This is a genomic window from Lentzea sp. NEAU-D7 (genome assembly GCF_026242055.1).
Classification (GTDB): Bacteria; Actinomycetota; Actinomycetes; order Mycobacteriales; family Pseudonocardiaceae; genus Lentzea.
Map to the genome: position 1 here is coordinate 1 of NZ_JAPJDL010000027.1, position 13,203 is coordinate 13,203.

Annotated in this window: 11 protein-coding genes; 2 read left to right on the top strand and 9 right to left on the bottom strand. The window is 70.5% G+C overall.

From position 1 onward, the window contains the following. The first annotated feature begins 244 nt into the window (after window positions 1-244). Together ORI60_RS37840 and ORI60_RS37845 are read left to right on the top strand one after the other, a co-directional pair. A complete protein-coding gene (locus tag ORI60_RS37840; RefSeq protein WP_266042834.1) occupies window positions 245-1,792 on the top strand; it encodes a DEAD/DEAH box helicase in 1,548 nt (515 codons plus the stop codon). Between the two features lie 619 nt (window positions 1,793-2,411). Beyond that, the gene (locus ORI60_RS37845) at window positions 2,412-3,590 is read left to right on the top strand and encodes an MFS transporter (RefSeq protein ID WP_266042835.1); all 1,179 of its coding nucleotides are present in this window, start codon (window positions 2,412-2,414) and stop codon (window positions 3,588-3,590) included. A gap of 34 nt (window positions 3,591-3,624) precedes the next feature. On the opposite strand, the gene cobA is transcribed toward ORI60_RS37845, so the two are convergent. The 9 genes from cobA to cobO form a co-directional block, all read right to left on the bottom strand. After that, complete coding sequence (gene cobA, locus ORI60_RS37850) at window positions 3,625-4,833, bottom strand: uroporphyrinogen-III C-methyltransferase (RefSeq protein ID WP_266042836.1); 1,209 nt, start codon at window positions 4,831-4,833, stop codon at window positions 3,625-3,627. Window positions 4,834-4,884: 51 nt separating this feature from the next. After that, the gene (locus tag ORI60_RS37855) at window positions 4,885-5,598 is read right to left on the bottom strand and encodes a PIG-L deacetylase family protein (RefSeq protein ID WP_266042837.1); all 714 of its coding nucleotides are present in this window, start codon (window positions 5,596-5,598) and stop codon (window positions 4,885-4,887) included. Window positions 5,599-5,646: 48 nt separating this feature from the next. Further along, the gene (locus tag ORI60_RS37860) at window positions 5,647-6,423 is read right to left on the bottom strand and encodes a S1 family peptidase (protein ID WP_266042838.1); all 777 of its coding nucleotides are present in this window, start codon (window positions 6,421-6,423) and stop codon (window positions 5,647-5,649) included. Between the two features lie 124 nt (window positions 6,424-6,547). After that, entirely contained in the window at window positions 6,548-7,924 is a 1,377-nt protein-coding gene (locus tag ORI60_RS37865; protein ID WP_266042839.1) for a M4 family metallopeptidase, read from the bottom strand. Window positions 7,925-8,025: 101 nt separating this feature from the next. After that, window positions 8,026-9,282, bottom strand: a complete 1,257-nt coding sequence (locus tag ORI60_RS37870) for a cobalamin biosynthesis protein (RefSeq protein ID WP_266042840.1) — start codon at window positions 9,280-9,282, stop codon at window positions 8,026-8,028. After that, window positions 9,279-10,100 carry a hypothetical protein gene (locus tag ORI60_RS37875; protein ID WP_266042841.1) on the bottom strand — a complete coding sequence of 274 codons (822 nt, stop codon included), beginning with the start codon at window positions 10,098-10,100 and terminating at the stop codon, window positions 9,279-9,281. Before ORI60_RS37875 ends, ORI60_RS37870 begins: the two co-directional genes overlap by 4 nt. Beyond that, window positions 10,100-11,137 (bottom strand): cobalt-precorrin-4/precorrin-4 C(11)-methyltransferase, encoded by a 1,038-nt coding sequence (locus tag ORI60_RS37880; RefSeq protein WP_266042842.1) that lies wholly within the window; start codon window positions 11,135-11,137, stop codon window positions 10,100-10,102. Before ORI60_RS37880 ends, ORI60_RS37875 begins: the two co-directional genes overlap by 1 nt. A gap of 30 nt (window positions 11,138-11,167) precedes the next feature. Next, a complete protein-coding gene (locus ORI60_RS37885) occupies window positions 11,168-12,544 on the bottom strand; it encodes a cobyrinate a,c-diamide synthase (RefSeq protein WP_266042843.1) in 1,377 nt (458 codons plus the stop codon). Next, a complete protein-coding gene (gene cobO, locus ORI60_RS37890; RefSeq protein WP_266042844.1) occupies window positions 12,541-13,155 on the bottom strand; it encodes a cob(I)yrinic acid a,c-diamide adenosyltransferase in 615 nt (204 codons plus the stop codon). Before cobO ends, ORI60_RS37885 begins: the two co-directional genes overlap by 4 nt. Between the last annotated feature and the right edge of the window lie 48 nt (window positions 13,156-13,203).

Genomic DNA, 13,203 nt, shown 5'->3' on the forward strand with positions numbered 1-13,203 from the left:
GGGGTGAGACGGGGGGCCGCGCGCCGGGCCGTGTCCAACGACACTGCCGGGCGCGCGAGGCTCCTCCATTGATCAGCTAGACTGTGCTGTACACCGATGAAGGCTTGACGGCCGTTGACCGGTGTTTCCACCCACTCATCAGCGGCGTGACCATCACGCCGGGCCCGTCCTTGTGATCGGCACCGCGGTAGCTCGCGGGGCAGCCTCGAGACGTGCCATGTCCCGGAGGTTTGTTTTGCCATCAATGTCCGAAGGCCGTTCCGAGCGTGGGCAAAGCCGCAGGTCACCGCGGCGCCGCTCGGGTCGCCAGGGCAATTCCTCGCGTCCGCAGCAGCGGGTCGAGGAACCGATCGTCGCCGAGCCGTTCGAGAGCACGCTGCCGGAAGGCCCGTTGCCCTCGTTCGCTGAACTCGGCCTTGCCGACGCGCTGATCCGCTCGCTCGTCGCCAACGAAATCACCGAGCCGTTCCCGATCCAGGCGGCCACCCTTCCCGACGCCATGGCCGGCCGCGACATCCTCGGCCGTGGTCAGACCGGCTCCGGCAAGACGCTGGCGTTCGGTCTCGCGATGCTGTCCCGCCTCGCGGGCGGCCGTTCCGTGCCTCACAAGCCGCGTGGCCTGATCCTCGTTCCGACCCGCGAGCTCGCGATGCAGGTGGAGACGGCGCTCATGCCGCACGCCCGCTCGCTGGGCCTGTGGTGCCGCGTCGTCGTCGGCGGCACGTCGTTCCCGCGCCAGATCGATCACCTGCGCCGCGGCGTCGACCTGCTGATCGCCACGCCGGGCCGCCTGTCCGACCACGTCCGCCAGGGCACGTGCGACCTCGGCTCCGTCGAGATCACCGCGCTGGACGAGGCCGACCAGATGGCCGACATGGGCTTCATGCCCCAGGTCCGCGCGATCCTCGACCTGACCCCGCAGGACGGGCAGCGCCTGCTGTTCTCCGCGACGCTCGACGGCGACGTGGACAAGCTGGTCCGCCAGTACCTGCACTCCCCGGTGACGCACTCGGTGGCCCCGGCCACGGCGAGCGTCACGACGATGGAGCACCACCTGCTGCTCGTGTCCGCTGAGGACAAGCAGAACGTGGTGACCGAGGTGGCCGCGCGCGAGGGCCGCACGATCATGTTCGTGCGCACCAAGCACCACGTCGACCGCCTGGCCAAGAAGCTCCGCTCGGTCGGCGTCCACGCCGGCGCGCTGCACGGCGGCAAGGCTCAGAGCGCGCGCACCCGCGTGCTCGGCGAGTTCCGCGAGGGCACCACCCCCGTGCTGATCGCCACCGACGTCGCCGCCCGCGGCATCCACGTCGACGACGTGTCCCTGGTCGTCCACGTCGACCCGCCCGCCGACCCGAAGGACTACCTGCACCGCGCCGGCCGCACGGCCCGCGCCGGTCAGTCCGGCACGGTCGTCACGCTGGTCACGCACGACCAGCGCCGCGCGGTCCAGGGCATGGCCGCGCGAGCGGGCATCCGTCCGGAGAGCACGAAGGTGCGCCCCGGCGACGACGACCTGGCCCGCATCACCGGCGCCCGCACGCCGTCCGGCGAGCCGATCATCGAACGCGAGAAGCCGGCCCGCCGCAGCAGTGGCTCCGGCCGTCGCTTCGGTGCCCCGGCCGCCGCCGGTGCCGCCCGCGGTGAGTACCGCGGTGGCTCCGGCCGTCGCACCGAGGGCGGCGAGTTCCGCGGTGGACCGCGCCGTTCGGAGCGGACCGAGGGTGGTCGCGCGTTCGGGCGGACCGAGCGCGGCGCGGGTCGTCCGCGCCGGGCAGCTCCGCAGCACTGAGCTTGATCTGATCGACGGTGGAGGCCGCTTCCCTTTCGGGAGGCGGCCTTTGCCGTGTCTGAGGCCGAGTTGTCCGCAGGAGGCGGCCTTCGACACCGCTCAACGGTTCCGTGGTCAGCGGCAGAGGCTGCCTTCCTCGTTGTGGGAACGGCCTTCACCACACAGGCCTCCGAGCCACACTCCGAGCCGCCCGCGAACAAGATGCGCGCGTCTCCTCGGCGACGGTTGTCCTGATCGCTGGTCGGGGCTGCCTCCCGCACGGTGGCCTTCGCCGGCGAGGCCGAGTTGTCCACAGATCGGTGAGCGGTGGGTTGACAGGCGCGAATCGTCGCTAGGTTGAGTGGAGGTTGGTGGTCAGCCCCCTGGGTGGGCGGGGCCTGAGCGGCGGTTGGTTTTGTTTGCGCGACGGTTAGTTCGCCAGCGCAGTGGTTGGCTCGCCTGCACAACGGTCGGCTCGCCAGCACAGCGACTAGCTCGCCAGCACAGCGGTTAGCTCGCCAACGCAGCGGTCAGTTCGCCAACGCAGCGGTCAGTTCGCCAACGCAGCGGTCGGCTCGCCAGCACAGCGACTAGCTCGCCAGCACAGCGGTCGGCTCGCCTGCGGCACGTAGGGTGTCGCATGGGGCGGAACTGGTACCTGCTGTGGAGCGGTAGCGCCATCTCGGCGTTGGGGGACGGCATCTTCCTGGCGGCGCTTCCGTTGCTCGCCGCGACCATCACGCAGGATCCGAAGCTGATCGCCGGCGTGAGCTTCTTCGGCGCGCTTCCCTGGCTGCTGGCCGCGCTGCCGGCCGGGGCGGCGGCGGATCGGTATGACGGCAGGCGCCTTCTGCTGGTGGCGTTGTGGGTTCAGTGCGTGCTCATGGGCTTGCTTGCCGCATTCCATAGCCAGCACATCGCGTTTGTGTACGGCATGGCCTTTTTGATCGGTACGGCTGCGAACGTGCCACGGGCCGTGGGGCAGCCGCTCATCAAGGCCACCGTGGAGAACCATCTGCTGGAGCGTGCGAACGGTCGGTTGTTCGCCTCGCAGGCGGTTGCATTGCAGTTCGTGGGGCCGCCGGTGGGTGGGCTGCTGTTCGCGATCGCTGTGCCTGTGCCGTTCTGGGTCAACGCGCTGACGTTCGCTATCGCGGCGTTGCTGGTCACCAGGATGCGTACGGAACGCAAGGAGCCGACGGGTAGACCGCGAGTCAGGGAAGGCTTGCGGTGGTTGGTTAAGCACGAGGCGTTGAGGGTTATCACGGTTGTGTCGGCGACGACGAATCTGTGCATTGCGATGACCATGGCGACGTTGGTGTTGTTCGCGCAGCAACGGCTCGGGGTGACCGGTGCTGGGTTCGGCGTCTTCCTGGCCACGCTGGCGTGCGGCGGTGTTGCGGGCGGGTTGCTCGCCGAGCGGTTGCTCTCGCGGTACCGGAACACGGTCGCGGTCACGGTGGTGCTGATTCCGTTGATGTGGCTGGGAATCGCCACGGTTGCCCGCGACCTCGTGACGGTCGCTGTGTTCGCGGTGGTGAGTTCGTTCTGCACGGCGGTGTGGGGTGTGGCTACAGCCAGCTTCCGGCAGCGGGTGGTGCCCACGGAGCTGCTTGGTCGCGTCAGCAGTGCGCAGACGCTGATCACCTGGGGTGTTCAGCCCGTCGGGGCGCTGCTGGGCGGGCTGACGGCGGACTGGTTCGGGCTGCTGGCGCCCTGGTACGTCGCCGTGGCGCTCCGCACCGCGGTGGGGCTTCTCAGCCTGAAGTCACTGCGCACGCACTGGGCAGCACCGGACCGGTGGACTCATGCGGCATGAGCGCGGAGTCCACCGGTGGCGCGAAGAGAGCTGTCTAGCTGTTCGCGGGAGCGATGTCCGCTACCGGGCCCACCACGATGATCGCCGGCGGACGCACCTCCCAGGCCTTCACGTCCGCGCCCAGGGTGTCCAAAGTGGACCGGTAGACGCGCTGGGACGCCGTGCTGCCCTCCTGGATCACGGCGACAGGCGTCGAGCCGGGGCGGCCTGCCATCAACGCCGTGGCGAACGCACCGGCCCGTTCTACCGCCATCATCAGCACGACGGTGCCTCGAAGGCGTGCGATCGCGGGCCAGTCGACGAGAGAGCGCGGGTCGTCCGGTGCGACGTGACCGGAGACGACGACTACCTCGTGCGCCACGCCTCGGTGCGTCACCGGCACACCTGCCAATGCGGGCACACCGAACGCCGACGTCACGCCCGGCACCACGGTCACCGGGATCCCGGCCTCCGCGCAGGCCAGCAGTTCCTCGAAACCGCGGCCGAAGACGTACGGGTCGCCGCCCTTGAGCCGGACGACGAACTTGCCCTCCTTGGCGCGATCGATCAGCGTCTGGTTGATGAACTCCTGCGTCGCCGCGCGGCCGTAGGGGATCTTCGCCGCGTCCACGACCTCGACGTGCGCGGGCAGGTCCTCCAGCAGCTCACGCGGCGCGAGCCGGTCCGCGACGACCACGTCCGCGTGCGCCAGCAAGCGCTTGCCCTTGACGGTGATCAGCTCGGGGTCACCGGGGCCGCCACCGACCAGGGCGACACCGACAGGCGGCGCGGCCTGGTCCGCGATGCGGCCGTCGCGCAACGCCGCCATGAGTCCGTCCCGCACCGAGGCCGACCGGCGGTGCTCACCACCCGCGAGCACACCGATCAGCATGCCGTCGTGCATGCCGGAGGCCGGTGTGACGGCCGTGCCCTCTACGGCGATGTCCGCGCGCACGCAGAACACACGCTGTGAGAGCGCTTCTTCACCGATCTGCGTGTTCACCTCGATGTCGGACGTGCACGCCACCACGTACCACGCGCCCTCGACGTCACCGGCCTCGAAAAGCCTCTGGTGCCACGTCAGCTCTCCCGCGTCGACCATGCCCTGCACGGCGGGGGTGACGGACGGCGACACGAGCTCGACGACGGCGCCGGAGGCGATCAGGCGAGGTAGACGGCGCTGCGCGACCGTGCCACCGCCGACCACGAGGACGCGCCGGCCCCGGAGGTCGAGGCCGGCCAGGTAGTGCTGTTCAAAGGGCATGCGTAGAAGCATCCACACGGGACACGCCGTGTCCAGCCGAAGGGAACATGGTCACACGGACAGCAGCTCGAAAGAAGTGGCCAGCACGCCTCCGAAGCGCTCGCCGACCGCTTCTGCCATCGAACGGAGGAACGGCTCCGGGTCCGCCATGTCGCCGCTCAACGCCTCCAGGTACGCCTTGTGCGCGCGCAGAGAGGCCACCGAGGCGTCGAACGAGTCGGTGATGTCCACGGCGTGCGTCGCCAACGGCGAGGACGCCGCCGCCACGTACTTCACGCCTTCCCACTTCTCCAGGCCGAGCTCCGGGAAGATCCACCGGTTGCCCGCGTCCCTGACCGCGTCGACGGCGGCGCGGCCGACGGCGATGTGGTCCGCCATGTTCAGGCCACCGCCGGGCCAGGTCTCGCGGTAGTTGCCGGTGATCACGAACTCCGGCCGGTGGCGGCGGATGGCGGCCGCGATGTCACGCCGCAGCGGGATGCCGTACTCGATGGTGCCGTCCGGGTGGTCCAGGAACTCGACCTCGGTCACGCCGACGGCCGCGCAGGAAGCGATCTGCTCCTCGACCCGCAACGGCGCGCAGACGGCCGGTTCCATCGAGTCGATGCCGTTCTCACCACGGCACGCGAGCAGGTACCTGATGTTCTTGCCTTGGGCGGTCCAACGCGCGATGGCGCCCGCACCGCCGTACTCCATGTCATCGGGATGAGCGACGACGACCAGAGCGCTCGACCAGTCTTCGGGCACAGGTTCCAGATCAGCCATGCGTGCAGGGTGCGCGCCGGAGCACGCACCCTGCAACACAAACGCGGCTTACAGCTGAGCGGTGATCACGTCGTAGTAGGTGGCGATGCGGCCGTACACGCCGGGGTAACCGGCGGCGGCGCAGCCACGGCCCCACGAGGTGTCACCGATGAGCTTGCCGCCGAACACCAGCGGGCCACCGGAGTCGCCCTGGCAGGTGTCCACGCCGCCCTGCGGGAAGCCGGCGCACACCATCGAGGAGTTGCTGTACTGCGAGTACGCGGTCTTGCAGGTCGCGTCCGAGGTCAGCGGCACGTTGGCCTTGAGCAGGTAGCGCGAGGCGGAACCACCGGAGGAGGTGGTGCCCCAGCCGAGGATCAGCGCCGAGTTGCCCGCCGCGTAGAGCGCGGTGTCGGACGGCGTGGCCAGCGGCAGGGTGGCCGAGCTGATGTTGCGGTCCAGCGTCAGCACGGCGACGTCGAAGCCGGACGTCGCGGTGCGGTAGCTCGGGTGGACCCAGATGCGGGTGACGCTCGCGACGGTGCCCGCGGTGCTCTGCTTGTCGTCACGTCCGTGCACGACGCGCGTGCTGGAGGCCGAGCGGCCGGACACGCAGTGGGCGGCCGTGACGACCTTGTTGGCCTTCACGAGCGTTCCACCGCAGAACTGCGATCCGGAGGTCGACGCCAGGTAGACGACCCACGGATAGGTCGAGGTGCTCGCCCGCGTGCCACCGACGATCATCGGCGACACGTCCCCGGCGTTGGCCGCGGGGGCGACGAAGAAGATGCTCGCGAGAGCGGACACCACGACGGACACGATCAGGCGATGCAGGGTTTTCGCCATGTTGCCAGTCCTTCCCGATGACACTGTGTGTGCAGGGTGTACAGCGACAGCACACACAGCGTCACGGGCGGAGATTCAGCAGCACAACCGCCTTTTGTCTGTTCAGGGCGGTTTGACTTTTGACTTACTTCTTTTCGATTCCGCGAGCGTCGAAAACAGATCGGACGGATGCTGCGGCCGTGTCACCGTAAAGTTTCCTGGCGGTTTCGACGGTCACCGTGGCGGCCCGCGCGAAGTCCGTCGTGGGCGAGTACGAGAACTGCGCCTCCAGCACGATCTTCGCCGACTTGTCCCGGCCGAACTTCTGGTAGATGTCCCACAGGGCCCGCGACCAGATCTGACCGTCGAAGTGCACCTCGCCCTTGCGGTCGGCGTACTTCAGGTCGGTGTCGGTGCGACGCAGGCAGTGCGGCGTCTCGGTCGTGTAGGACGTGGCGTCCCAGTCCATGATGCACGCCAGCGGGACCGTCGCCGTGTCCTTGGCGTCCGCGGAGGACATGATCAACGCCCACCAGTCGCCGAAGCCCTCGCCGATCGAGCCGCCCTCGACGCTGGAGCCGAAGCCGGGCACCTGGGCGTCCTGGATCGCGTGGCCGAGCTCGTGCCACACCACCTCGACGTCCTCGGCGTCGTCCACCCCGCCCGTGCCGAACGTGATCTGGTCCTTGTTCGGGTCGTAGAACGAGTTGTCCGCGGTCAGGCCGAGCGTGGTGATCTTCTGCGACTCGTTGTTGACGTTCTTGAAGCCGAGGCTCTGGATGTACTTCTGCGACTCCGTGACGCCCCAGTAGGCGTTGACCTGCTCGAAGAGGTCGTTGGAGCGCGTGTACTCGAACTTGTTGCCCTTGTTGTAGGCGAGCTTGCTCTTGGCACCGGTCAGCTGGGCGTAGCTGCCCCTGAGGTAGCCGGAACCGTCCAGGTTGGACAGGGTGACCGACCTGTACGCGGCGGCGGGCACCGCCGAGTCGGCGTCGTCGCCGTCGGTGAGGTTCTGGTTCTGCTGCGACGACACGGGGTTCGGGCTGAACACCTTGCCGGTGCCGTCCGCGTGCTTGACCAGGCTCTCGGTCCTGACGACGGCACCGGACTCCGCGTGCACCAGCGTGCGCTCGGATCCCTTGCCGCTGTCGGAGATCACCTCGTAGACGAGCCCGGTGCCGGGCAGCACCTTCAGGCTCGCGCCTTCGGGAGCACCGGCGGACTTCGCCCTGGCGTCCTCGGCGGACACCGCGGGCGTGACGTCGACCGAGCCGACGGGCAGCCGGCCGTCGTCCACGGTCTTCTCGCCTGTCGACTTGTCCACGTGCTCGACGTAGTACGCGCCCAGCACCGGCTTGCCGTCGTAGGTCTGTTCGTACCAGGTGTGCGTGGCGGTCAGCGAGTCGCGAACTGCCAGCAGCCGCAGGCCTTCCGCGGGCGCGGCGGCCTGGGCGCTGATCGTCAGCAGGGACAGTGCGACGCCGGCGGTGCAGGCGACAGCGACGAGACGACGGGCTCTCATGCCGGTCTCCAGTGCATTCGGGCCCGGGCAGGGTGGGCCGTGTGCATGGCGACGCTAATCGGCAAAACTTCGACGGAGACCCTACGAAAGAAGGAAAAACATCAGCCTTCCAGAACTCCGGGAACAACAATCACGTCGGCTTCGACCGGAATGTCCAGTGTCGGTCCGGCTCCGAAAGCGATGAACGCGACCGCCGCACCACGAGCGGCCAGGTCGAACGCGCCCTCGTGCCCGACCTCGGTGCCGGAGCGCAGCAGCGGGCGCACGGACTCGATCGCCTCGGGCGACCCGATCACGAACGCCGCACGCCGGATCTCCGCCTCCGCGCGAGGCGTGCGCTGCTCGGCCGGACCCGGCCCGAGCCCGACCAGCGCGAGCCGGCCGCGCGGCAGCACCCGCGCCGCGGCCACCGTCACGTTGTCCCGCTTGAACTTCTCGGCCGCCAGCTCGATCGGCCCGCCGAGCCCGACGCTGCGCGCGCCGCGCAACGCGGCCGCCTCCGCGACGCTCGCGGTGCCCATCGAGTTGCGCACCACCGAGCTCGGGTTCGGCACCCCGATCTCGGCGAGCTCGCCTGTCGGGAACGTCAGCAGCTCGGCCGTGTCGCCGTGCCAGAAACCCCAGTCCTCCACCGCGTCCACGATGCCGGGTTCGTCCGCCTTGACGTCCGCCGTCGCGAACGCCTTGATGGCACGCAGGTCCAGGCCGCCCTGAACGTCCAGCTCGGACAGTGCGGCACCCACGCTCGTGGCCGACGCACCGCGCGTCGACCCCACTCCGACGACGAGCGTGCGCGGCACGATCCGCAGCACGTTCTCCTTCGCCGCGGCGGCCCGGTCGTCCACGACGATGACCCACGTCGCGTCCTCACCACCTGCCACGACGTTGGGCGGCAACGCGGGCAGCGGAAAGTTCAGCGGGTTGCGCAGCACGACCTTCTCGCCCGCCTCGATGGCGGCGGTGCAGGCCTCGACGTCGCCGACCGCGGTGGCGTCGAGCTGCTCGACCAGCTCGTCCAGCATCGAGTCGACCAGCGGACCGCTCGTCACCACGGCGGTGCGGTTCAGCACGTCGGCGACGTGGCGGGTGAACACGTCCGCGTCGCCGGCCAGCGCGACGACGAAGTGCTCGTCCACGCACACCACGGCGGGGTCGGATCGCTTGTCCCGCAACAGGGGCGCGACCAGCCGCACGGCGGAGCCCGCGTCCAGGAACAGCACGACGGCGCCCAGGCGGGGCCAGAGGCTGCGGACGGCGGGCTTGACCGGGCCGTCGGGGACGACGGCATCGGCTCCGAGCAGCCCGGCGAGGTCGGCGGCGTCACCGCGCTGCGCCGGGCCGGCGAACACTCCGATCACTTCTTGCTTCCCCACAACACGGTCACCGGGACCGCCGGGGCGAATCCCGAGTCCAGCAGGCGCGAGGCCGTCCAGTGCACGCCCTCGACCTCGTACCCGGCGGCCTGCAACGCGTCGCGCGCGGGCACGATCTCGTCGACGCTCTCCGTCACGACCACGACCCGGCGCGCCGACACCGCCGCCGAGGCCTTGACCGCGCTCAGCTGACCACGGCCGACGAACACCGAGTCCGGGCGCGGCAGCGAAGGCGCGTCCAGCTCGGACTCCTCGACGCGGACGTCGACGCCGTGCGCGGAGGCGTTCGCGATGATCCGCACGCACTCGACGGGGTCCGGCTCGACCGCGATCACGGCGGCACCCAGCCGGGCGCACTCCACACCGACCGCACCGGAACCCGCGAGCACGTCCCACACCAGCACGCCGGGACGCGGGGCGAGGCGGGCCAGCACGAACGCGCGCACCTCGGCGCCGAGCACGTGGGCGCGGCTCGAGAAGGCGTCGTCCGGAAGTGCCCAGCCGTCGTTCGAACGGAGGAACTCGTTGTCCGCCAGGCACAACACGGCGTCCGGGGCGGTCCAGCGGCGCGTCACCGCGTCCCTCGGGTCGACGGCGACCAGCTCACCGGCGTCCTGCACCGTCAGCGTGCGGCGCCAGCCCGCGAGGCCGGCACCGATCTCGGCAGGCCCGATGCCCTCGGCGAGCCTGACGATCACGGCGGAGTGGGCGCGGCACACGTTCAGCGCGGGCCGCAGGCCGTCCTCGACGTCGACGACCTCGACGGGACGGCCCGCTGCCTCGCGCAGCTTCTCCAGCGACATCAGTCAGCAGACCGCTTGGGCTTGCGGGCCGGCTTCTTCCTCGGCGTGGACGTCGAGGCGTTGACCGTCGGCGGCTTCGGCTTCCCCGCCGCGACCACCGTCAGCTTCGGCTTCGGCGCCGGCTCCTCGGCGGGCTTGCGCACGGACTGCTGTATTTCCTCCACCGCCGTCCACGCCGGGTTCGGCTCGGCCGCGGGGGTGGTGGGCACGGCGGGAGCGGGAGCCGGGATCGGCTCGTCCGTGCGCGTCGCGATGCGCGAGGCGGCGCGGCGCGACCAGCGGGTGGGGCGGGCGGCGCGCAGCGGTTCGTCCGCCGAGCCCGTGGCCGTCGCCGAGACACGACGCGTGGGCGCCTTCACCGCGGCACCGACGAGGAACAACGTCGGGCGGTACAGCTTGTGCTGCTTCACGACCGACTCCAGCTCGGCGATCGTGGTGTGCACGACCAGCTCGTCGGCCTGGCTCACCTTGTACGCGACGACGACCGGCGTGGTCTCGGAGTACCCGCCCTGCAGCAGCTTCTCCACGAACTGGCCGGTGCGCGCGCCCGAGACCGTGGCGGCCATCGTGGTCTGCAGCGCGGCGAACTCGCTCACGAGCTCGCTGCTCTCCGGCGAGATCAGCACCGTGGACGACGCCTCGGTCTGCGTGAGCTCGCGGCCGATCTTGGCGGCCGCGGCGGCGACGACGGAGACGCCCGGCACGACCTCGACCTCGAGGCCGAGACGCACGCACAGGTCGTGCTGCTCCTGAACGCCACCACCGGTCGCGGCGTCCCCCGCGTGCAGGCGCACGACGACCTGGCGCGCGGCGGCCGCACGGCGGTACACGTCCGTGATCTCCTCGGGCGTGACGCGCGAGAAGTCGACCAGCTCGGCGTCGGCGCGGGCGTGCTCGCGGACGCACTCGGCGTCCACCGCGCTGGGTGCCCAGACGACCACGTCGGCTTCGGCGATGCGGCGAGCGCCTCGGAGGGTGATGAGGTCGGCGGCACCGGGACCGGCGCCGACGAAGGAGACCCGACCGGTCGTCGTCACGACAGCTCCACAGGGGGTTTGGGAAGAGGCTTAAGCGATGACCGTACCGTCTGCCACTCCGGCCACGAACGGGTGGCAGGCCCGCACGAAACGGGCTACGGCCTCCGGATCACCGGCCGGGTGCGTGTGGAGGTACGACGCGTGCACGCCGCCCGCCACGAAGCCCTCGGCGACCGGCCGCGAGTCGACTCCGCGCCAGTGCCACGCGGGCGGGACGGAGTGCGGTGTGGACAGCTGCGTGCGGTGGAACTCGTGCCCGGTCACGCGGCTGCCCGGCGGGTGCAGCGGCGAACCCGTGGACGCCACCGCGTCACGGTACCCCAGCGTCAGCTTCGGCGTCATGAACCCGTCGGCGTCGAGCACGCCGCACATCGGGTGTCCGTCGAGCGACCTCGCGAGGTACAGCAACCCTCCGCACTCGGCGTGGACCGGCGCACCCGATCGAGCGAACCGCGCCACCGCGTCGCGCAGCTTCACGTTGGCCGACAGCGCTTCCGCGTGCTGCTCGGGAAAACCGCCGGGCAGGACGAGTCCCGCCGTGCCCTCCGGGAGATCTTCGTCGTGCAGCGGGTCGAGCACGGCCACGGCCGCGCCCGCCGCCTTCAGCACCTCCACGTGCTCGGCGTAGCCGAAGGTGAAGGCCGCTCCCCCGGCGACCGCGATCACCGGTTCGTCCTCGACGCGCTCGACCCGGGGTTCCCACGCGGAGACCGCCATCGTGGGCACCGACGACGCCAGCCTGCGCACCGCGTCGAGATCGACGTGCTTGGCCACCGCGGCGGCGATCGCGTCCACCGCGGCCACGGCCTCCGGGCCGTGCTCCGCCGCCGTCACGAGCCCCAGGTGCCGTGAGGGCAAGGAGAACTGCGGATCGCGCGGCAGCACGCCGAGCACGTCGAGGCCGACCTCGTCGCACGCGGACCGGAGCACCTGCTCGTGCCGTTCCGACCCGACCTGGTTGAGGATCACGCCGCCGAGCCGGACCGTCGGGTCGTAGCCGCGGAACCCGTGCAACAGCGCGGCGAGCGACCGGCTCTGCCCGCGGGCGTCCACGACGAACAGCACCGGTGCGTTGATCAGCTTGGCGACGTGCGCGGTGGAGCCGATGCCCGCGGTGTCGATGCGGCCGTCGAACAGCCCCATCACGCCCTCGACCACGGCGATGTCGCAGCCCTTCGAGCCGTGCGCGAACAGGCCGGGGATGCGGTGCTCACCGACCATGACCGGGTCGAGGTTGCGGCCCGGTCTCCCGGTCGCCAGCGAGTGGTAGCCGGGGTCGATGTAGTCGGGCCCCACCTTGAACGGCGCGACCCGCGACCCGGCCGCGCGCAACGCGGCCATCAGCCCCGTCGCGACCGTGGTCTTGCCGCTGCCCGAGGCCGGGGCCGCGACGACCAGCCTGGTCACCACTCGATCCCCCGCTGGCCCTTCTGCCCGGCGTCCATCGGGTGCTTGACCTTGGTCATCTCCACCACGAGGTCGGCGGCGTCGACCAGCTTCTGCGGCGCGTACCGGCCGGTGATGACGACGTGCTGGTGCCCTGGGCGGTTCGTCAGCGTCTCCACGACCTCGTCGACGTCGATCCAGCCCCAGTGCAGCGGGTAGGTGAACTCGTCGAGCACGTAGAAGCCGTGGCGTTCGGCGTTGATCCTGCGCTGGATCTCGTGCCAGCCCTCGAGCGCGGCCGTGGCGTGGTCGTCCTCGGTGCCCTGCTTGCGGGTCCAGGACCAGCCCTCGCCCATCTTGTGCCACTCGACGGCGCCGCCCTCGCCGGTCTCGTCGTGCAGCCGGCCGAGCGCCTTGAACGCGGACTCCTCGCCCACCTTCCACTTGGCGGACTTCACGAACTGGAACACGCCGATGTCCCAGCCCTGGTTCCAGCCGCGCAACGCCATGCCGAAGGCCGACGTCGACTTCCCCTTCATCTCACCGGTGTGCAGCATCAGCAACGGCCTGTTCCGGCGCTGGCGCGTGGTCAGGCCGTCCTTCGGCACCTCGGTGGGTTGTCCTTGAGGCACTGGGTTCTCCTTGCTCGTGGGTCGCTGCTCCGCAGACTCCGGTGAGTT

What these genes read in the sequence shown, in the direction of transcription:
- ORI60_RS37840 (WP_266042834.1), top strand. Translation starts at nt 245, where the DNA reads ATGTCCGAAGGCCGTTCCGAGCGTGGGCAAAGCCGCAGGTCACCGCGG.
- ORI60_RS37845 (WP_266042835.1), top strand. Translation starts at nt 2,412, where the DNA reads ATGGGGCGGAACTGGTACCTGCTGTGGAGCGGTAGCGCCATCTCGGCG.
- cobA (WP_266042836.1), bottom strand. Translation starts at nt 4,833, where the DNA reads ATGCCCTTTGAACAGCACTACCTGGCCGGCCTCGACCTCCGGGGCCGG.
- ORI60_RS37855 (WP_266042837.1), bottom strand. Translation starts at nt 5,598, where the DNA reads ATGGCTGATCTGGAACCTGTGCCCGAAGACTGGTCGAGCGCTCTGGTC.
- ORI60_RS37860 (WP_266042838.1), bottom strand. Translation starts at nt 6,423, where the DNA reads ATGGCGAAAACCCTGCATCGCCTGATCGTGTCCGTCGTGGTGTCCGCT.
- ORI60_RS37865 (WP_266042839.1), bottom strand. Translation starts at nt 7,924, where the DNA reads ATGAGAGCCCGTCGTCTCGTCGCTGTCGCCTGCACCGCCGGCGTCGCA.
- ORI60_RS37875 (WP_266042841.1), bottom strand. Translation starts at nt 10,100, where the DNA reads ATGTCGCTGGAGAAGCTGCGCGAGGCAGCGGGCCGTCCCGTCGAGGTC.